At 68.5% G+C, this 18417-nt stretch carries 17 protein-coding genes and 1 pseudogene; 12 read left to right on the top strand and 6 right to left on the bottom strand.

Translation table 11 applies throughout. The features are described 5' to 3' along the window. Positions 1–20 precede the first annotated feature (20 nt). The 3 genes from DTQ71_RS12045 to trpE are packed head-to-tail and all read left to right on the top strand — an operon-like array spanning position 21 to position 4660. On the top strand, positions 21–1220 hold the full coding sequence (locus DTQ71_RS12045) for an aminotransferase (protein WP_109564809.1): 1200 nt from the start codon (positions 21–23) through the stop codon (positions 1218–1220). Between the two features lie 58 nt (positions 1221–1278). Continuing rightward, positions 1279–3150 carry a SurA N-terminal domain-containing protein gene (locus DTQ71_RS12040; protein WP_109564547.1) on the top strand — a complete coding sequence of 624 codons (1872 nt, stop codon included), beginning with the start codon at positions 1279–1281 and terminating at the stop codon, positions 3148–3150. 7 nt (positions 3151–3157) lie between these two features. After that, positions 3158–4660 (top strand): anthranilate synthase component I, encoded by a 1503-nt coding sequence (gene trpE, locus DTQ71_RS12035; RefSeq protein WP_109564546.1) that lies wholly within the window; start codon positions 3158–3160, stop codon positions 4658–4660. Between the two features lie 96 nt (positions 4661–4756). Here trpE and DTQ71_RS12030 read toward each other — a convergent pair whose 3' ends face one another. Genes DTQ71_RS12030 through DTQ71_RS12020 form a run of 3 tightly spaced genes read right to left on the bottom strand, consistent with a single transcriptional unit; the run spans position 4757 to position 6926 of the window. Further along, complete coding sequence (locus DTQ71_RS12030; RefSeq protein WP_109564545.1) at positions 4757–5221, bottom strand: YaiI/YqxD family protein; 465 nt, start codon at positions 5219–5221, stop codon at positions 4757–4759. Continuing rightward, on the bottom strand, positions 5218–6216 hold the full coding sequence (locus DTQ71_RS12025; protein ID WP_109564544.1) for a hypothetical protein: 999 nt from the start codon (positions 6214–6216) through the stop codon (positions 5218–5220). Before DTQ71_RS12025 ends, DTQ71_RS12030 begins: the two co-directional genes overlap by 4 nt. Next, positions 6213–6926 (bottom strand): HpcH/HpaI aldolase family protein, encoded by a 714-nt coding sequence (locus DTQ71_RS12020; protein ID WP_109564543.1) that lies wholly within the window; start codon positions 6924–6926, stop codon positions 6213–6215. Before DTQ71_RS12020 ends, DTQ71_RS12025 begins: the two co-directional genes overlap by 4 nt. Positions 6927–7082: 156 nt before the next feature. Between DTQ71_RS12020 and DTQ71_RS12015 the strand changes: the two genes are divergently transcribed. The 5 genes from DTQ71_RS12015 to DTQ71_RS11995 all read left to right on the top strand — a co-directional run bounded on the left by DTQ71_RS12015 (position 7083) and on the right by DTQ71_RS11995 (position 12544). After that, positions 7083–8132 (top strand): sodium-dependent bicarbonate transport family permease, encoded by a 1050-nt coding sequence (locus DTQ71_RS12015; RefSeq protein ID WP_109564542.1) that lies wholly within the window; start codon positions 7083–7085, stop codon positions 8130–8132. A gap of 347 nt (positions 8133–8479) precedes the next feature. Further along, positions 8480–10252, top strand: a complete 1773-nt coding sequence (locus DTQ71_RS12010; RefSeq protein ID WP_109564541.1) for an acetolactate synthase 3 large subunit — start codon at positions 8480–8482, stop codon at positions 10250–10252. A gap of 193 nt (positions 10253–10445) precedes the next feature. Beyond that, positions 10446–11009, top strand: a complete 564-nt coding sequence (ilvN, locus tag DTQ71_RS12005) for an acetolactate synthase small subunit (RefSeq protein WP_109564540.1) — start codon at positions 10446–10448, stop codon at positions 11007–11009. Between the two features lie 213 nt (positions 11010–11222). Continuing rightward, positions 11223–12341, top strand: a complete 1119-nt coding sequence (locus DTQ71_RS12000) for an aromatic ring-hydroxylating oxygenase subunit alpha (protein ID WP_109564808.1) — start codon at positions 11223–11225, stop codon at positions 12339–12341. Beyond that, positions 12338–12544 carry a hypothetical protein gene (locus DTQ71_RS11995; RefSeq protein ID WP_109564539.1) on the top strand — a complete coding sequence of 69 codons (207 nt, stop codon included), beginning with the start codon at positions 12338–12340 and terminating at the stop codon, positions 12542–12544. Before DTQ71_RS12000 ends, DTQ71_RS11995 begins: the two co-directional genes overlap by 4 nt. A gap of 9 nt (positions 12545–12553) precedes the next feature. On the opposite strand, the gene coaD is transcribed toward DTQ71_RS11995, so the two are convergent. Together coaD and DTQ71_RS11985 are read right to left on the bottom strand one after the other, a co-directional pair. Continuing rightward, complete coding sequence (gene coaD, locus DTQ71_RS11990; RefSeq protein ID WP_109564538.1) at positions 12554–13048, bottom strand: pantetheine-phosphate adenylyltransferase; 495 nt, start codon at positions 13046–13048, stop codon at positions 12554–12556. A 54-nt stretch (positions 13049–13102) separates the two neighbouring features. After that, complete coding sequence (locus tag DTQ71_RS11985; protein WP_109564537.1) at positions 13103–13405, bottom strand: GCN5-related N-acetyltransferase; 303 nt, start codon at positions 13403–13405, stop codon at positions 13103–13105. A gap of 91 nt (positions 13406–13496) precedes the next feature. Between DTQ71_RS11985 and ppk2 the strand changes: the two genes are divergently transcribed. From ppk2 to DTQ71_RS11970, 3 genes are all read left to right on the top strand, one after another. Beyond that, positions 13497–14369 (top strand): polyphosphate kinase 2, encoded by an 873-nt coding sequence (gene ppk2 / locus DTQ71_RS11980; RefSeq protein WP_109564536.1) that lies wholly within the window; start codon positions 13497–13499, stop codon positions 14367–14369. Then, a complete protein-coding gene (locus DTQ71_RS11975) occupies positions 14362–14979 on the top strand; it encodes a TetR/AcrR family transcriptional regulator (protein WP_109564535.1) in 618 nt (205 codons plus the stop codon). The genes ppk2 and DTQ71_RS11975 overlap by 8 nt, the downstream gene beginning before the upstream one ends. Positions 14980–15164: 185 nt before the next feature. Continuing rightward, positions 15165–15485 carry a hypothetical protein gene (locus DTQ71_RS11970; protein WP_109564534.1) on the top strand — a complete coding sequence of 107 codons (321 nt, stop codon included), beginning with the start codon at positions 15165–15167 and terminating at the stop codon, positions 15483–15485. A 37-nt stretch (positions 15486–15522) separates the two neighbouring features. On the opposite strand, the pseudogene DTQ71_RS11965 reads toward DTQ71_RS11970, so the two are convergent. Beyond that, a pseudogene (locus tag DTQ71_RS11965) lies at positions 15523–16885 on the bottom strand (M20/M25/M40 family metallo-hydrolase). A 238-nt stretch (positions 16886–17123) separates the two neighbouring features. On the opposite strand from DTQ71_RS11965, the gene hemA reads away from it, so the two are divergent. Beyond that, complete coding sequence (hemA, locus tag DTQ71_RS11960; RefSeq protein ID WP_109564533.1) at positions 17124–18350, top strand: 5-aminolevulinate synthase; 1227 nt, start codon at positions 17124–17126, stop codon at positions 18348–18350. The last annotated feature ends 67 nt before the right edge of the window (positions 18351–18417 follow it).

The raw sequence follows: 18417 nt of genomic DNA, 5'->3' as shown, positions 1-18417 counted from the left end.
GCCCGTTGGCGATGCCTGAGATGCACGGCCCCCTGAACCCCGCCCTCGCAGCGACCTTCCCGCCCCCGGTGATGGAGGCGCGGCGCTGGATCGCAAATGCCAGTTTCCCGGCGGACCGCCCGCTGCTGAATCTCAGCCAGGCCGCGCCCGCCGATCCTCCGCCCGAGCCTCTGCGTCAGGCGATGGCCGAAATCGTGCTGAGCGACCCGGCCACGCATCTCTACGGCCCCGTGCTGGGCCTGCCGGAGTTGCGGGCCAAGGTCGCCGCCGACTGGTCCGCGGCCTATGGCGGCACGGTCCGCGCCGATCAGGTCGCGATCACCTCGGGCTGTAACCAAGCCTTCACCGCCGCTCTGGCGACGCTCGCGGGCAAGGGCGACAATGTCATCCTGCCTCTGCCCTTCTATTTCAACCACAAGATGTGGCTCGACATGGAAGGGATCGAGGCGCGCTATCTGGAAACCGGCGACGACCTGTTGCCCGACCCCGAGGCCTGCGCCGCGCTCATCGACGACCGCACCCGCGCCATCGTGCTGGTCACGCCCAACAATCCGGGCGGCGTGGAATACCCCGCCGACCTCGTCGCCGCGTTCCGCGATCTCGCCCGGTCGCGCGGCCTGGCGCTCATCGTCGACGAGACCTATCGCGATTTCGACGCGCGGGAGGGCGCGCCCCACGACCTGTTCGCCGATCCGGACTGGGACGAGGTGCTGATCCAGCTCTACTCCTTCTCCAAGGCGTATCGCCTGACGGGCCACCGCGTCGGCGCCATCTGTTCCTCGCCCGAGCGGCTCGCCCAGGTGGAGAAATGGCTCGACACCGTGGCGATCTGCCCCAACGGGCTGGGCCAGCGCGCGGCGCTCTGGGGGATGGAGAACCTGGGCGACTGGCTCGCTGGGGAACGGCGGGAAATCCTGGCGCGGCGGGCGGCGATGGATGCGGGCTTCGCCGCGCTCCCGGATTGGCGGGCGCTGGGCTGCGGCGCCTATTTCGCCTATGTCGCGCACCCGTTCGACGCGCCGTCCGATGTTGTCGCCAAGGCGCTGGTGGACCGCGCCTCGCTCCTGCTGCTGCCCGGAACGATGTTCGGGCCGACGCGGGAACAGGGCGGCTCCGGCCGGGCGGAGGCCACGCTGCGCATCGCCTATGCCAATGCCGATCTGCAGGGAATAGCGACGCTGTTCGATCGCCTGAGGGACGTGACCGCCCGCGGCCTCTGATCCGCTTGCCGCCGCCCGCGGCCCGTCTTAGGAACGCGGACGCAGGCAGGAGGACGCGATGGCGGACGAAGAAAGACGGCCGAAGAAGAAGGGCAATCTCGTCGTATGGGCGATCCTTGGCCTTCTGATTCTGGCGCTGGGCGGCTTCGGGGTGGGGCAGTTCGGCGGTAATCTGACCTCGGTCGCCACCGTGGGCGAGCGCGAGATCACCGTGCAGGACTACGCCAACGCCATCCGGCAGGAGCAGAACCGGCTGCAACAGCAGACGGGTCAGCGCCTGACGATGCAGCAGATGCAGCAATTCGGCCTCGATCAGCAGGTGATGGAGCGGCTCCTGGCGCTGGCGGCGCTGGAGGAAGAGGCACGGCGCATGGGGCTGTCGGTGGGCGACGCCGAGGTGGCAGAGCGCATCCGCTCGAACCCGGCCTTCGGCGGCATTTCCGGTGAATTCGACCGCGAGGGCTATAGCTTCGCCCTGCGCTCCATCGGCATGAACGAGCGCCGCTTCGAAGAGCGGATTCGCGCGGAGGCGGGGGCCGAGTTGCTTCAGGCGGCGGTCGTGGGCGGCATCGGCGTGCGCGACGCCCATAGCCAGACCATCGTGGATTGGCTGGCCGAGACCCGCACCGTCACCTTCGCCGAACTGGGCCGCGGCGCGCTCGACGGCATCTCCCGCGCGCCGACCGAGGAGGAACTGGCCGCATTCTACGAAGAGAACGGCGCCGCCTTCGAGATCCCCGAGACGCGCCAGATCACCTATGCCTGGGTGACGCCCTCGATGATCCTGGACGAGGTCGATATCCCCGAGGACCGGATCGCGCAGCGCTACGAGGAGCTGGGCTCCGAGTTCCGCCAGCCCGAGCGCGTGCTCGCGGAACGGCTGATCTTCCGCGACCAGGCAGCAGCTGAGGCGGCGTTGGCCGCGCTGGAAGCCGGGGAGACCGATTTCGACACGCTGGTGGAGGATCGGGGGCTGACGCTGGACGATGTCGATATCGGCGACGTCTCCCGCGACGATCTGGACCCGGCCGTGGCCGAGGCGCTCTTTGCCCTGGAAGAGCCTGGGATCGCCGGACCGCTCGAGACCGGGCTGGGCCCGGCCCTGTTCCGCGTCAACGCGATCCTGGACGCGACCGAGGTGCCGCTGGAGGAGGTCCGCGACGAGATCCGCGACGCCCTCGCCCGCGACGCCGCGCGCCGCGAGATCGACATGAGCCGCGAGAGCATCGACGACCTGCTCGCCGGGGGCGCGACGCTGGAGGAATTGGCGCAAGAGACGTCGATGGAGTTGGGCACTGTCGCGCTGCGCCCGGGCGCGTCCGGCGGGATCGTCGATTACGAGGCCTTCCGCAGCGCCGCGCTGGCCGTCGCCGAGGGCGATTTCCCGGAGTTGGGCGATCTCGCCGATGGCGGGCTCTTCGCGCTGCGCCTGGAGGCGATCGAGCCGCCGCAGCGCCCCGCCCTGGAGGACGTGCGCGCCGCGGTCGAGCAAGCCTGGCGCGACGATGACGACGCCCGCCGCCTGGCCGAGGCGGCCGAGGCCGTCGCCACGCGACTCGAGGCGGGCGAGAGCTTCGAGGAGGTCGGCCTGACGCCGGAGACGCTGGAGAATATCTCCCGCGATGGGGTGATCGAGGGCCTGCCCCGGGCGCTCGTGGCCGAGCTGTTCGAAGCCGAGGAAGGCGCCGTTCTGGCCCGCCGCGGCAACCGGGAGACGGCCTTCGTGCTGCGCATCGACGCGGTCGCCGCGCCCGACCCGGAGGATCCGCAGACCGCCGATCTGATCGCCGCGGTCGAGCAGCAGATCCGCTCCCAGGTCGCGAGCGATCTCTTCGCCTCCTTCGCCGAGGCGGTGCGGGCCGATATCGGCTTCACCGTCGACCAGCAGGCGGTGCAGGCCGTGCAGACCCAGCTTTTGGGCGGAGGCTGAGCGCGCCATGATCGAACCCGCCTTCCCGGTCTTCGAGGCTGCCCACGCGACCGGCGCGAACCAGGTTCTCTGGACGCGCCTGCCCGCCGATCTCGACACGCCCGTCTCGCTGATGCTGAAGCTGGCCGAGGCGCAGCCCTTCTCCTTCGTACTCGAGTCGGTCACGGGGGGCGAGGTGCGGGGGCGCTATTCGATCGTCGGGATGCGCCCCGATCTGATCTGGGAATGCCGGGGCGAGACTAGCCGCGTGAACCGCGCGGCCCGCTACGACCCCGACGCCTGGGAGGACATGGGCGCGCCGCTCGACGCGATCCGCACGCTGCTGGACGAGAGCCGGATCGACCTGCCCGAGGGCCTGCCCGCCGCGTCGGCCGGGCTTTTCGGCTATCTCGGCTACGACATGATCCGCCTGGTCGAGCACCTGCCGAACGTGAATCCCGACCCGCTGGGCGTGCCGGATGCGATGCTGATGCGACCTTCGGTCGTGGCGGTGCTGGACGGGGTAAAGGGCGAGGTGATCCTCGTCGCCCCGGTCTGGGGCTCCTCGGACCAGTCGGCCCGGGCGGCCTATGCCCAGGCGGCGGAGCGGTTGCAGGACGCGCTGGCGGCGCTCTCGCGCGGCGTGACCGAAACCCGCGGCATGGCCGAGCCGTTCGACCTGCCCGAGCCGGTCTCGAATTTCGACAAGCCCGCCTATCTGGCCGCCGTGGAGAAGGCGCGCGACTACATCGCGGCGGGCGACATCTTCCAGGTCGTCCCGTCCCAGCGCTGGACCTACGAATTCCCGCTGCCACCCTTCTCGCTCTACCGGGCGCTGCGGCGGACCAACCCTTCGCCCTTCATGTTCCATTTCGACATGGGCGGCTTTCAGATCGTCGGCGCCTCGCCCGAGATCCTGGTCCGCGTCTTCGGCTCCGAGGTGACGATCCGGCCCATCGCCGGCACCCGCCCCCGCGGCGCCACCCCCGAGGAGGACCGCGCGCTCGAAGCCGATCTGATGGCCGACGAAAAGGAGTTGGCCGAGCATCTGATGCTGCTCGACCTGGGCCGCAACGATGTGGGCCGCGTCGCGAAGACCGGCACCGTGCGCCCGACCGAGAAGTTTATCGTAGAGCGCTACAGCCATGTGATGCACATCGTCTCGAACGTGGTGGGCGAGTTGTCCGAGGAGCATGACGCGCTCTCCGCCCTGCTCGCCGGCCTGCCTGCGGGCACCGTCTCGGGGGCGCCCAAGGTCCGCGCCATGGAGATCATCGACGAGTTGGAGCCGGAGAAGCGCGGGATCTATGGCGGCGGCGTCGGATATTTCTCGGCCGGCGGCGACATGGACATGTGCATCGCGCTGCGCACCGGCGTGGTGAAGGACGGCAAGCTCTACGTCCAGGCGGGCGGCGGCGTCGTCCATGACAGCGACCCCGAGGCGGAGTGGCAGGAGACGGTCAACAAGTCGCGCGCGCTGCGCATGGCGGCCGAGGAAGCCGGGCGGTTCGTGCCCGGAGGCAATCGCTAAAAGGGGGGCTCTGCCCCCCGTCGGCCGGAGGCCGACTCCCCCCGGAGTATTTCCGGCCAGAAGAAGGCCAGGACAATTTTAGTAGACTTGGCGCGATCAGGCGCCCGTTCGCGCGATCCGGGTCAGGATGCGGTCGAGGCCGTTCTTGAACGCTGCGCGGTCTGCGGGGCCGAAGGGGGGCGGGCCGCTGGACTGGCCACCTTGCTGGCCCATCATGCCTGGGCGCAGCTCGGCCATCAGGTCGCGGGTGGCGACGCTGTCGCCGATGGTCGCCTGGGTGTATTCCCGGCCTCTCGGATCGAGCGCGGCGCCGCCCGCCTTGATGACGCGCTCGGCCAACAGGATATCGGCGGTGATCGTGACGGTGCCGGGGCGCGCCACTTGCGCGATGGCGTCATCGGCCGCGTCGAAGGCGTCGCCCGCGACGAACATCTTGAAGAGCGGATGGTCGGGCAGGCGCAGATAGGTCGCAGCGACGAAGACCGCAGAGATGCCGCGACGGAGGGCGATCTCCTGGATTTCGCCCTTCACGGGGCAGGCATCGGCATCGACGAGGATCACGCGAAATAGCTCCGGTCGAAGGGGACGGTGCGCGGGCCCCGGTCGGTCTGGAGTGTGAGACGGTCGGACAGCGCGACATCCTCGATCTCCAAAGGTTCCGGCAGGCGCAGGATGGCGTGGGGGATCGTGTGGCGACCGGGGCGAAGCGCGGTGGGCAGGCCCTCGGCAGCGACGCGGCCGGAACGGGAGAGGGCGGCGGCTGTGCCATCTGCGCCCGCGCAGACGGCGTGCTCGATGCCGATCACGTTGCGGAACCGGCCGCTCCAAGGCGGCGCCTGCCGCGCCCCGTTCGTCAGCCAGAGCAGGGTGAGCGGGAGTTGCTCAGCACGGCGGAGGATGAGGATCGTGTCGGCCTCGGCCGTGCGGCGCAGCGCGGTCCAGGCGAGCCCCGTCCGAGGGCCGGTCAGGGCGACGAAATCCTCGTGAGGGGCCAGAGGCAGGTCGCGCAGGTCGCGGGGTCCGGTGGGCGTGGCGACGGTCCAGCCTTCGGCGCGCTGGTCCGGGGCATAGACCGGCGCCTCGGCGCGCCAGGTCAGGGCGGCCTCGGGCGGGCTGGCCGAGAGGCGACCGCCCGCCCGCGCCTGGATCATCGGATGGTGGGCGAAGGTGCAGGGCGCGTCGAGCTCCAGCACATGGGTCTGGTAGAGCACGGGCTCGTCGTCGCGCAGCGCGATGCGCGCTTCGATGCGGCCACGGGCCAGGGCGCGGCGGGCCGTGAGCGCGGAGGGAGAGGCGCGCGTCAGCGTCCAGGGCGCGTTCGCCGCAAGGCCATGGGGCGGACCGCCATCGGCATCGTCCTGGCCGAACGGGGCACAGACGAAGGTGCCGCCCAGGCGCCGGTCCACCAGCGGGATCGAGGCGTCGGCCTGGATCGCGGGCTCCCTGCGCCAAGGCGCGGCGTGGAGCACTTTCGCGCCACCGATCTCCAGCACCGGCACGTGGCCGCAGCCCGGCTCCCATTCGGCGCGCACGCCCCGGGCGGCGAGACGGATCATCGCAGCGCGGCGAGGCCGGATGTCAGCACCATCGCGTCCGAGCCGAGGCATACGACCCGCGCTCCGGCCTCGATCCAGCGCTGTGGCTGGGCCGCGAAGATGCCCGGCGGCGTGTCGCAACCGGCGATGCGGGCGATGGCCTCGGCCAGGATCGACTGAAATTCCGGCGCGTCGGGGCGCAGGCCCATGTCCCAGGCAAGGTCGGCGGGACCGATGAATACACAGTCGACGCCGGGGGTCGCGCAGATCTCCTCCAGGTTCTCCAGCGCCATGCGGCTTTCGGCCTGAACCCAGATCGAGACTTCGTCATTGGCGCGGTCGAGATAGCCGGGATCTGCGCCCCAGCGGCCCGCCCGCGCCACCATCGCCCCGACGCCGCGCCGCCCTTCGGGCGGATAGCGCGCGGCGGCGACGGCGGCGCGGGCCTGCTCGGCCGTGTCGACCATGGGTACGAGCAGCGTGCGCGCGCCGAGGTCCAGGGCCTGCTTGACGATCCAGTCCTCGAGCGCGGGAATACGAACCACGCCCTCCGGCGCCGCGATGAGTTTCAGGCGCAGGCCCACCGGATCCCAGGGCCCGTGCTCTCCGTCGAGGACGATCCAGTCGAAGCCCGCGCGGGCGGCGATCTCGGCCGCTTCGGGGCCGGGCAGGTTCTGCCAGAGGCCGCGCGTGACCTCACCCCGTGCGAGCCTGTCTTTCAGCATGTTCATGGCGGTCCTCCCCGGGTCGAGGTGCCAGCCCGTCGCGTCCCTGGCAAGGGGATTGCGTTTGTTCTATATTGTAGAACGCTTCTACAAAACACTTGTATTTTTATTTTAGCTTCCGCCAGGCCATATGCCGCTCCGACCCAGTTTCGGAGGTTTGATATGGACGCCCTGCTCTCGATCCCGCTGACCCTTCTGGACCAACTCCAGAAGCCGACGCTCGCCTTTCTGATCGGAGGCATGTTGCTGGCGGCCTGCGGCAGCAAGCTGACGGTGCCGGACCCGGTCTACAAGTTCGTCGTGATGCTGCTGCTGCTGAAGGTCGGGCTGGGCGCCGGCATCTCGGTGCGCGAAGCGAACCTGACGGAGTTGGCCGTGCCGGCCCTGTTGGCGGCGGTCGTGGGGATCGCGATCGTGCTGCTGGGGAAGGCGACCCTGGCCCGCCGCAAGGGCGTCTCGGAGGCGGACGGCATGGCGACGGCGGGCCTGTTCGGCGCGGTCTCGGCCTCGACGCTGGCGGCGGGGATGGCGATCCTGGACGATGAGGGGATCGCCTATGAGGGGTTCATCGGCGCGCTCTATCCCTTCATGGACGTGGCCGCCTTGGTGACCGCCATCGTCGTGGCCAAGGTCGGCATGGCGCGCAACGCGGCGGCGCGGTTGCAGGCGGGCGGGACCGTGGCGCTGGGCGGCGGCGGGCAAGCGCCGGTCGAGCGCGGCCTGATCGGTGGGATCCTGAAGGACACGGCGCAGTCGCCTGCGATCTCGGCGCTGCTGGTTGGCCTCGCGATCGGCCTCTTCGCCGAGCCGGACTCGGTCTATGGAAGCTTCTATGAGCCGCTGTTTCGCGGGCTGTTGTCGATCCTGATGCTGGTCATGGGGATCGAAGCGTGGTCCCGCCTGTCGGAGTTGCGCAAGGTGGCGGGGGCCTATGTCTCCTACGCGCTGCTGGCGCCGCTGGTGCATGGGCTGATGGGGCTGGGCGCGGGTCTGGTCGCGCATCACCTGACGGGCTTCAGCCAGGGCGGCATGATCCTACTGGCGGTCATGGCGGCCTCGTCCTCGGACATCTCCGGCCCTCCGACCATGCGGGGCGCCCTGCCCGAGGCGAACCCGTCTGCATATATCGGCGCGTCGACCGGGCTGGGCACGCCGGTCGCGATCCTGGCGATCCCGCTCTGGGTCGCGCTGGCGGAGCTGGCGGTCGGGTGAGGCGTAACACGGGGGCCGGGGCCAGTCCCGCCCCCGGACCGAGTCGCAGCGGCGCTGCCCCGCACCGGTCCCGCATCGCCCACGGCCGCCTCCTGTGGCGGATTACGCAACATTCCTCCGACCGCACGCCTTCTGGCGCAATTTTCTCCGCTCTCCCTGTTGACCCCCCCGCCCCGGTCGGTATGGATGCGGTCAGTTAAAGGACCAAACCGATGGCAACGCTTCTCGTAGAAATCGAACTCGGGCGCATGGGCTGAACTGTCAGCGACCATATCGGTCACCATGCGCCCCCGGAGCCCAGCCTCCGGGGGTTTTTCGTTGAAGTGGGTGGGAAGAGGAACAAGCGGATGAACAAGCAGACGGGCGCACGGCAAATCACCGGGGCGCAGATGGTCGTCAAGGCACTGAAAGATCAGGGGGTCGATACCGTCTTCGGCTATCCGGGCGGCGCGGTGCTGCCGATCTATGACGAGATCTTCCAGCAAAACGACATCCGCCACTTCCTCGTGCGCCATGAGCAGGCCGCCGTGCACGCGGCCGAGGGCTATGCCCGCTCGACCGGCAAACCCGGCGTCGCGCTGGTCACCTCCGGCCCGGGCGCGACCAACGCCGTCACCGGCCTGACCGACGCGCTGATGGACTCGATCCCGATCGTCGTTCTGACCGGGCAGGTTCCGACCTTCATGATCGGCTCCGACGCCTTCCAGGAGGCGGACACGGTCGGCATCACCCGTCCCTGCACCAAGCATAACTGGCTGGTGAAGGACACCGACGCCCTGCCCCGCGTCATCCACGAGGCGTTCCACGTCGCCACCTCGGGCCGCCCCGGCCCGGTCCTGATCGACATCCCCAAGGACGTGCAATTCGCCAGCGGCACCTATGTCGGCCCCAAGCAGGTCGAGACCTCGCATTATCAGCCCCGGCTCAAGGGCGACATCGAGGCGATCGAGCATCTGGTCGAGTTGATCGAGACCGCCGAGCGCCCGATCTTCTACACCGGCGGCGGCGTCATCAACTCGGGGCGCGCGGCCAGCCAGCTTCTGCGGGAACTGGTCGAGGCGACGGGCTTTCCGATCACCTCGACGCTGATGGGGCTGGGCGCCTATCCCGCCTCGGGCAAGCATTGGCTGGGAATGCTGGGCATGCACGGTCTCTACGAGGCCAATATGGCGATGCATGACTGCGATCTGATGATCAATATCGGGGCCCGCTTCGACGACCGGATCACCGGGCGCATCGACGCCTTCAGCCCCAAGTCGCAGAAGGTCCATATCGACATCGACCCCAGCAGCATCAACAAAGTGGTCAAAACCGACGTTCCGATCTTGGGCGACGTGGCCCATGTTCTGGAGGATGCGCTGCGGCTGTGGAAGGCGCGCGGCCGCAAGGTCAACACGGCCAAGCTGCAGAAATGGTGGTCGCAGATCGAGCAGTGGAAGACGGTCAAGTGCCTGTCCTACAAGCAGGAGGGCAAGATCATCCGGCCCCAATACGCCGTCGAGCGGCTGGAGGCGCTGACCAAGGATCACCCCAACCGCTTCATCTGCACCGAGGTCGGCCAGCATCAGATGTGGGCCGCGCAATATATGGGCTTCGAGGATCCGAACCGCTGGATGACCTCCGGCGGCCTGGGCACGATGGGCTATGGCCAGCCGGCGGCGATGGGCGTGCAGGTCGCGCATCCGGACGGGCTTGTCATCAACGTGGCCGGCGAAGCGTCCTGGCTGATGAACATGCAGGAGATGGGCACGATGGTGCAGTACCGTCTCCCGGTGAAACAGTTCATCCTGAACAACGAGCGTCTCGGCATGGTCCGCCAGTGGCAGGAACTCCTGCACGGGGAGCGCTATTCGTCGTCCTGGTCCGAGGCGCTGCCGGACTTCGTCAAGCTGGCCGAGGCGTTCGGGGCGAAGGGCATCGTGTGCTCCGACCCGGACGACCTGGACGACGCGATCCGCGAGATGCTGGCCCATGACGGACCGGTCATCTTCGATTGCCTCGTTGCCAAGCATGAGAACTGCTTCCCGATGATCCCCTCGGGCAAGGCGCATAACGAGATGCTGCTGGGCGAGGCCGAGACCCAGGGCGTGATCGACGCCAAAGGCTCGGTGCTGGTGTGACGACCTCCAATGCGGCGCGGGCCATCCGCTCCGTGAGGGGCAACGGGCGCGCAGGCGCGGATCCAGGGCCAGACCCCCTGGATCTCCGCCTCTGAGCGCCCCGCCATTTCGAATTCCGCTCCCCGATCGGAGCGACCTACGAAGCCGGAGCCTGGTTCCAAGACGAGCCAGGACAGACCTGGGAAAGATAAAGATGTCCCCGCTCAAACTCAAAAAAGGCTCCACGAGCCATTCCGCCTATAACCTTCGCCCGACCTTCTCGGATGTGAGCGAACGGCACACCATCGCCGTGATCGTCGATAACGAGGCGGGCGTGCTGGCCCGGGTCATCGGCCTGTTCTCGGGCCGCGGCTACAATATCGAAAGCCTGACCGTGGCCGAAGTGGACCATGAAGGGCATCTCAGCCGCATCACCGTCGTCACCACCGGCACGCCCCAGGTGATCGAGCAGATCAAGGCGCAGCTGGGCCGCATCGTGCCCGTCCATGACGTCCGCGACCTGACCGTCGAGGGCAAGGCCGTGGAGCGGGAACTGGCGCTGTTCAAGGTGCAGGGCACCGGCGACAAGCGGATCGAGGCGCTGCGCCTAGCCGAGATCTTCCGCGCCAACGTGGTCGATTCGACGCTCGACAGCTTCGTCTTCGAGATCACCGGCGATGTGGGCAAGATCGACGCCTTCGCCGATCTGATGCGCCCCATCGGCCTGGTCGAGATGGCGCGCACGGGAGTGGCCGCGCTGAGCCGTGGCAACCAATAGCGCAGCGGGCCGGGCCTTCGCCGTCAACCGGCCGAACGCCCGGCCGCCCCTGAGAGATCGACCGCCGCGCCGTCGGGGCGCACATCTCGGGCGGTTGCCCGTGGCATAGGCGGCGGAGAGGTCGCCATGGGACAAGCCTTCGTCGCGGTCAGGCGCGACGGTTCGGCCATGGACCGGGTCCAATTCCTCCGGACGTCGGAACCGGAGGTTGGCATGAAAGACTACGATGCGCTCGCTGCGGTGCGCCGCCCCATCGCAGAGGCCAACGGCCTGCCCAACCACCATTACACCGCCCCCCAGACCTATGCCTCCGAGGCGCAAGCCGTCCTGCATGGCAGCTGGGCCGCGCTGGGCGTGGCAGCGCAAGTGCCCCGGACGGGCGACGCGGTGCCGCTGGACCTCGCGGGCGCGCCGCTCCTGCTGATCCGCGACCGGGAGGGCACGGTCCGCGTGTTCCAGAATGTCTGCCGCCATCGCGGCATGATCCTCGTGGCCGAGCCGCGCCGGATCGAGGGCGCGATCCGCTGCCCCTACCATTCCTGGTGCTACTCGACGAAAGGCGACTTGGTCGCCACGCCCCATGTCGGCGGGCCGGGCCGCAATGTCGACCCGCAGGTCGACCGCAGCACGCTGGGCCTGATCGAGGTGCGCAGCCATGTCTGGCGCGATGTGGTCTTCGTCAATCTCGACGGCACCGCGCCCCCCTTCGAGGAGGCGAACGCAACCGCCCTGGCCCGCTGGTCGGAATTCGAGGCGCCGCTCTACCATGACGGCCGCAGCTTCACGCTGGAGGTCGGGTGCAACTGGAAACTCGCGGTCGAGAATTACTGCGAGAGCTACCACCTCCCCTGGGTCCATCCCGGCCTAAACGCCTATTCACGGCTCGAGGATCACTACAACATCGAGGATGGCGGCTTTGCGGGCCAGGGGACGACCGTCTACCGCCAGCTGACGGATGGCGAGACGCGCTTCCCGGATTTCCCGGGTCTCTCGGCGAAGTGGGACACGGGCGCGGAGTATCTGGCCCTCTTCCCGAACGTGCTGCTGGGTGTGCATCGCGACCACGCCTTCGCCATCGTCCTGCGGCCCGAGGGCGTCGATCGCACCACCGAGGACGTGCATATCTACTATACCACGCCGGAATTCGACGCGGGCCTCGCCGACCGCAACACGGCGCAATGGCGCGAGGTTTTCGAAGAAGACGTCTTCGTCGTCGAAGGGATGCAGCGCGGGCGGGCCGCGCCGGGCTTCGATGGCGGGCGGTTCTCGCCCGCGATGGATGGGCCAACGCACCGCTTCCACGCCTGGGTCGCGGAGAAACTTACGGGATGACGTCCCTGAATGACGCCTTGCTCGACGCCCATGCGCAGGGCGACGGGCCCGGGCTCGTGGGCCTCTATCAGCAAGCGGCCGAGCAGGCCGCTCCCGACGCGGCGGCGTTCTTCCTCACCCAGGCCTGGATCTTCGCACTGGAGGCCGGAGACGTCCGCGCCGCCCGGATCGAGCAGGCGCTGCGCGCCCAGGGGCGCGCCTGACGGCCCGGATCAGCCGGCGAACTTGGCCTGAAGCGCCGCATTCACCGACGGCGTGACGAAGCGCGACACGTCGCCACCCAGCCGCGCGATTTCCTTGACGAGTTTCGACGCGATGGCCTGGTATTTCGCGTCGGCCATCAGGAACACGGTCTCGATCTGGTCGTCGAGCACGCGGTTCATACCGACCATCTGGAACTCATACTCGAAATCGGCGACCGCGCGCAGGCCGCGCACGATGACCTGCGCACCGACATCCCGGGCGCAATCGATCAGCAGGTTCTCGAACGGGTGGACGACGATCTCGGTCCCGGTCTTGGCCGTCCAGTAGGCGGCTTCGGCTTCGACCATCGCCACCCGCTCCTCCAATGTGAAGAGCGGGCCCTTGTCGCGATTGATCGCCACGCCGATCACCAGCCGGTCGACCAGACGGCAGGCCCGTTTGATGATGTCGGTATGTCCCAGGGTGATCGGGTCGAAGGTCCCCGGATACAAACCAGTCCTCATGCGCGTGTCCCCCTCGGTCGTGCCGCTCTTGCGTGGCACGGGGGCGCGCGCGGTTCAAGCCAGGCGCTTGCCGCGCCAGACGAGGCTTTGTCGGTTCAGCGCGGCGAGGTCCGCCTCGCCCGCCAGCACCGCCTCGCCCAGCGCGACGGCCCGGCGCAGCACGGCCTCGGGCGCATGGGCATAGGCCGGGCGCTTGGGGATCGCGTCATACCAGACCCCGCCCGTGGCATGGTCCAGCAGGATGCGCTGAAAGCAATGATCGGCGCGCACCGGCCAGTGGCGGGCCGAGCGGGCGGCCTCCGGCAGGCGGCGGCGGGTCAGGTCAAGCCAGACGGCTTCGAGGCGGCGGCGGTCCATGAGCGCGGAGCTAGGGGACAGCGGCCCGCCCGCCAAGGGGTGGCCCAAGCCCCACGCATCGCCATATAAGACAGAGCCCGAGGAGACGTGCATGCCCAAACCCTTCGACGCCGCCATTTCGCGCTTCTTCCAAGAAGCGGCGCCGGAGGAGGTGCGAACCGCGATCCAAGAGGGCCACAAGAAGGACGTGCTGACGGACGACTATCCCTACGACCGCTGGCTCGACAAAAATCTCTATCAGGATCGGCTCGACGCGCTCCAGATCGAGCTGGTCAAGATGCAGTCCTGGATGCGGGAGACAGGGGCGCGGATCGTCTGCGTGTTCGAGGGGCGCGACGCGGCGGGCAAGGGCGGCACGATCTCGCGGCTGACCGACAACCTCTCGCCGCGCTCGGCCAAGATCGTCGCGCTGTCCAAACCGACCGAGACCGAGGCCGGCGAGTGGTATTTCCAACGCTACATCCGCCATTTGCCCAGCGCGGGCCAGTTGGCCGTCTTCGACCGCTCCTGGTATAACCGCGCTGTGGTCGAGAAGGTCTTCGGCTTTTGCACCGATCCCCAGCGCGAGGCTTTTTTCGAGCAACTCCCCGAAGTGGAGCACCTGCTGGTCCGCGACGGCATCATCCTGGTGAAGCTCTGGCTCAATGTGGGCCAGGCCGAGCAGCTGCGCCGGATGCTCGCGCGCGAGGGCGATCCGCTCAAGCAATGGAAGCTGTCGCGGATCGATGTCGAGGGCTTGTGGAAATGGGACGCCTACACCGCCGCCATCGGCGAGACCTTCGCGCGCTCGCATTTCGACGTCGCACCCTGGACCGTCATCCGCTCCGACGACAAGCGGCGGGCGCGGCTGAACGCGATCGCGGCGATCCTGTCGCGCATCCCCTATGCGGGCCGCGACGATGCCGTGTTGGAGATCGACCCGAACATCGCGGGCGGGCCCGAGCTGTGGATGGCCGGTGCCTAAGCGCGGCTATCATCACGGCAACCTGCGTCAGGCGCTGGTCGACGCGGCGCTCTCCCTGATCGAGGAGAAGGGGCCGACCGGCTTCACCCTGTCGGAGGCGGCCAAGCAGGCGGGCGTGACCCCCGCCGCCGTCTACCGCCATTTCGAGGGGCGCGAAGACCTGATCATCGAATGCGCCCTGCAAGGCCACGCGATCTTCGGCGACCTGATGGAATACGCCTTCGAAAGCGGCCAGCCCTCCGCCCTACGGGCCTTCGAGGCGACGGGCCGGGCCTATCTCGCCTTCGCGCGCAAGCATCCCGGACATTACATGGCGATGTTCGAAAGCGGCCTGTCGCGCCATGCGACGCCGGATCTCGCCCGCGCCGTCGCCCGCTCCCGCGGGGTGCTGGAGCAGGCCGCCGAGAACCTCTCGCGTCACATCCCGCCCGAGCGCCGCCCGCCCTCGGCAATGGTCAGCGCCCATATCTGGGCGATGTGCCATGGGGTCGTGGAGCTGTTCGCCCGGGGCAAGCCGGGTGCCAACACGCCCTTCGCGCCCGAGGATCTTTTGGAGGCCGGGATCGGCGTCTATCTGCGGGGCCTGGGCCTGATCGAAGCGGAAGCCTGACCGACTGTGCGCTGGCCGCCAGTGGACGTGCGATTTCGCACCATTATCCTGCACATCTCACGCAAGCGTTCATTGATGAGAGCGGGCCTCGGGCATAGCTCCCGGTCATCGGCAGAGCATCGCCCCTGCCCCTCAAATCAGGCCCCGGCGTAACACGGGACCTCGGCCCGAAAGGAACCGACGCCATGAAAACTCTTGTTTCCGCCCTTGTCGCGGTCGCCGCCCTGACCGGCGCCGCCTCCGCCACCCAGGTCGAAAGCGGCCTGCACGGCGCGATCGCCCATTTCAACCAGGACCGCAAAACCAGCGAGCACATCTCGGTGCCCGGCCCGGACGTCGTCTCGATCTCGGCCCGCGCTCATAGCCATGAGCCGGTCTTCGCGCAGTTCAACGCGGAGGCGGATGGCCAGGACGACCGCCGCGGAACCGTTGGAGTGACCTTCGTGCCGGGCACGCCTACCCTGGCCGTCGAGATCTTCGAGCGCATCGGCGCCGAATCCGAATGACATCAGCGCCCCCGGCACTCAGCCGGGGGCGCCCCCCTCAGGTCAGCCGGTCCAGGAGGCGCGCCCAAGACCCGGCGCCTTTCCGAAAGCTCTCCAGATCGTATTTTTCGTTGGGCGCGTGGATCCGGTCGTCGTCGCGGGCAAATCCGGTCAGCAGCGCGTCCATGCCCAGGATGGACTGGAAATGCCCCACAATCGGGATCGACCCGCCCTCGCCGACAAAGGCGGCGGGCCGCCCCTATTCCTCGGTCAGCACCGCGCGGGCGGCCTCAAACGCGGGATGGTCGAGCCGCATCGCCGCTGCCGGATCGGCCCCGTGGGGCGCGAATGTGGCCCGACAATCGGCGGGCAGCTGGGCGATCACCCAGTCGCGGAAAGCCGTGCGCAGCCGGTGCGGATCCTGCCCCGCCACCAGGCGGAAGCTCACTTTGGCCCGCGCGACCGAGGGCAGCACGGTCTTGAACCCGGCCCCGGTATAGCCCGCCTCGATCCCGTTGATCTCGGCTGTCGGCCGCGCCCATAGCTGCTCCAGCGCCGAATAGGCCGCTTCGCCCGCCGGGATCGAGAGGCCCACATCCCCGAGAAACGCCTCGCTCCGGAAGCCGAGGCCGCGCCAATTCTCCAGCACCTCCTCCGGCGGCATGCCGACTCCGTCATAGAAGCCGGGGACGGTCACCCGGCCGGTCTCGTCATGCAGCCGGCCCAGAATGCGGGTAAGCACGCGCGCCGGGTTCATCGCCCCCCCCATAGGCGCCGGAATGGAGATCCGAGTTGGGACCGGTGATCGTCACCTCCTCCCCCTGAAGTCCGCGCAGCTGGGTGACGATGGCCGGGACCTGCCCGTCATAGAGGCCGGTATCGCAGACCAGGGCGATCTCCGCGCGCAACTCCTCGGCATGCGCCTCCAGGAAGGGCACCAGCGCCGGAGAGCCGGATTCCTCCTCCCCTTCCAGCAGCACGGTGATCCGGCAAGGCAGCTTACCGGTCACGTCGATCCAGGCGCAGCAGGCCTCCAGGAAGGTCATCAGCTGGCCCTTGTCGTCCGACGCCCCCCGCGCGCGGATGGCGGAGGCTCCGATCACCGGCTCGAAGGGCGGCGTCTCCCACAATTCGAGCGGATCGGCCGGCTGCACATCGTAATGGCCGCAGAAGAGCACGTGCCGCGCCCCTTCCCCGCCATGGGCGACCACCATCGGATGGCCCGCCGTCTCCCGGATCGAGGCGTCGAAGCCGAGCGTGTCCAGCTCCGCCACCAGCCAGTCGGCGGCGGCCCGGCAATCGGCGGCATGGGCCGGATCGGTGGAGATCGACGGAATGCGCAGCAACTCCGACAGACGGGCCAAGGCGGCGGGTTGCGCCGCGTCGATGCGATCGAGGATTTCAGGGAGGGAGTCGGGCATGTGGACCTCTGACGACGCACCCTCACGCCCACCGCAGCGGGCGTGCCCATTGCAGTCGCGGCGCGCTCTGACCGGCCAGAGACGCGCCCGCAGCCTGTCGCGGAGGTAAGCGGCTCAACCGGAGCGCACAACCGGTTGGCGAATCCTGCGGCATACCCTAAATGACGCGACAATCTGTGGCCTGTGCGCCCTGCCGACGACCCGGTAAGCGCCGGACCAAGATTGACGAGGACGCCGAATGACCGACTACGCCCAGGCGCTGGACACCGCGATTGCCGCCCTGCACAGCGAAGGCCGCTACCGCACCTTCATCGATATCGAGCGCCATCGCGGCCATTTTCCGCACGCGACCTGGAACAAGCCCGACGGCTCCACCCAGGAGATCACCGTCTGGTGCGGCAACGACTATCTCGGCATGGGCCAGCATCCCGTGGTGCTGCAAGCCATGCACGAAGCCCTGGACGCCGCCGGCGCCGGGTCTGGTGGTACGCGCAACATCTCGGGCACCACGGTCTACCACAAGGCGCTGGAAGCCGAGATCGCCGATCTGCACCGCAAGGAAGCAGCGCTGGTCTTCACCTCGGCCTATATCGCCAACGACGCCACGCTGAGCACGCTGCCCAAGCTGTTCCCCGGTCTGATCATCTATTCGGATGCGCTCAACCACGCCTCCATGATCGAGGGCGTGCGCCGCAACGGCGGCGCCAAGCGCATCTTCCGCCATAACGACGTGGCGCACCTGCGCGAATTGCTGGAGGCCGACGACCCGAAAGCGCCCAAGCTGATCGCCTTCGAGAGCGTCTATTCCATGGATGGCGATTTTGGCCCGATCGAGGCGATCTGCGATCTGGCGCAGGAATTCGGCGCCCTGACCTATATCGACGAGGTCCACGCCGTCGGCATGTATGGCCCCCGCGGCGCCGGCGTGGCCGAGCGCGACGGGCTGATGGGCCGGATCGACATCGTCAACGGCACGCTGGCCAAGGCCTATGGCGTGATGGGCGGCTACATCGCCGCCTCGGCCCGGATGTGCGACGCGATCCGCAGCTATGCGCCCGGCTTCATCTTTACGACCTCGTTGCCGCCCGCCGTTGCCGCGGGCGCCGCGGCCTCGGTCCGCCACCTCAAGACCGATCACGATCTGCGCGCCCTCCATCAGGAGCGGGCGGCGGTTCTGAAACTGCGCCTCCGCGGCCTGGGCCTACCGATCATCGACCACGGGAGCCACATCGTCCCCGTCCATGTCGGCGACCCGGTGAAATGCAAGATGATCTCGGACCGCCTGCTCTCGGATCACGGGGTTTACGTTCAGCCGATCAACTTCCCCACCGTCCCGAGGGGCACCGAGCGGCTGCGCTTCACCCCCTCGCCCGTCCACACACCGCCCATGATAGACGCATTGGTGCGCGCGATGGACGATCTGTGGTCGCATTGTGCGCTGAATCGCGCCCATGCGGCCGGCTGACAAGGCCCGTGCATTGTGAGGGGAACACTGCTAGTCTACGCGAAGCAGTGGGACCCACGGTAAAGGC

Source organism: Jannaschia seohaensis, assembly GCF_900116765.1.
Classification (GTDB): Bacteria; Pseudomonadota; Alphaproteobacteria; order Rhodobacterales; family Rhodobacteraceae; genus Jannaschia; species Jannaschia seohaensis.
The sequence above is the reverse complement of the archived record's forward strand: the minus strand, read 5'-3'. Positions and strand labels throughout refer to the sequence as shown.

Excerpts from the sequence above, each read along its gene's own strand:
- ppk2 (WP_109564536.1), top strand. The coding sequence starts at position 13,497 with ATGCCCAAACCCTTCGACGCCGCCATTTCGCGCTTCTTCCAAGAAGCG.
- DTQ71_RS12000 (WP_109564808.1), top strand. The coding sequence starts at position 11,223 with ATGAAAGACTACGATGCGCTCGCTGCGGTGCGCCGCCCCATCGCAGAG.
- DTQ71_RS12015 (WP_109564542.1), top strand. The coding sequence starts at position 7,083 with ATGGACGCCCTGCTCTCGATCCCGCTGACCCTTCTGGACCAACTCCAG.
- coaD (WP_109564538.1), bottom strand. The coding sequence starts at position 13,048 with ATGAGGACTGGTTTGTATCCGGGGACCTTCGACCCGATCACCCTGGGA.
- ilvN (WP_109564540.1), top strand. The coding sequence starts at position 10,446 with ATGTCCCCGCTCAAACTCAAAAAAGGCTCCACGAGCCATTCCGCCTAT.
- DTQ71_RS12010 (WP_109564541.1), top strand. The coding sequence starts at position 8,480 with ATGAACAAGCAGACGGGCGCACGGCAAATCACCGGGGCGCAGATGGTC.
- DTQ71_RS11995 (WP_109564539.1), top strand. The coding sequence starts at position 12,338 with ATGACGTCCCTGAATGACGCCTTGCTCGACGCCCATGCGCAGGGCGAC.
- hemA (WP_109564533.1), top strand. The coding sequence starts at position 17,124 with ATGACCGACTACGCCCAGGCGCTGGACACCGCGATTGCCGCCCTGCAC.
- DTQ71_RS12040 (WP_109564547.1), top strand. The coding sequence starts at position 1,279 with ATGGCGGACGAAGAAAGACGGCCGAAGAAGAAGGGCAATCTCGTCGTA.
- DTQ71_RS12025 (WP_109564544.1), bottom strand. The coding sequence starts at position 6,216 with ATGATCCGTCTCGCCGCCCGGGGCGTGCGCGCCGAATGGGAGCCGGGC.
- DTQ71_RS11970 (WP_109564534.1), top strand. The coding sequence starts at position 15,165 with ATGAAAACTCTTGTTTCCGCCCTTGTCGCGGTCGCCGCCCTGACCGGC.
- DTQ71_RS12045 (WP_109564809.1), top strand. The coding sequence starts at position 21 with ATGCACGGCCCCCTGAACCCCGCCCTCGCAGCGACCTTCCCGCCCCCG.
- DTQ71_RS11985 (WP_109564537.1), bottom strand. The coding sequence starts at position 13,405 with ATGGACCGCCGCCGCCTCGAAGCCGTCTGGCTTGACCTGACCCGCCGC.
- trpE (WP_109564546.1), top strand. The coding sequence starts at position 3,158 with ATGATCGAACCCGCCTTCCCGGTCTTCGAGGCTGCCCACGCGACCGGC.
- DTQ71_RS12020 (WP_109564543.1), bottom strand. The coding sequence starts at position 6,926 with ATGAACATGCTGAAAGACAGGCTCGCACGGGGTGAGGTCACGCGCGGC.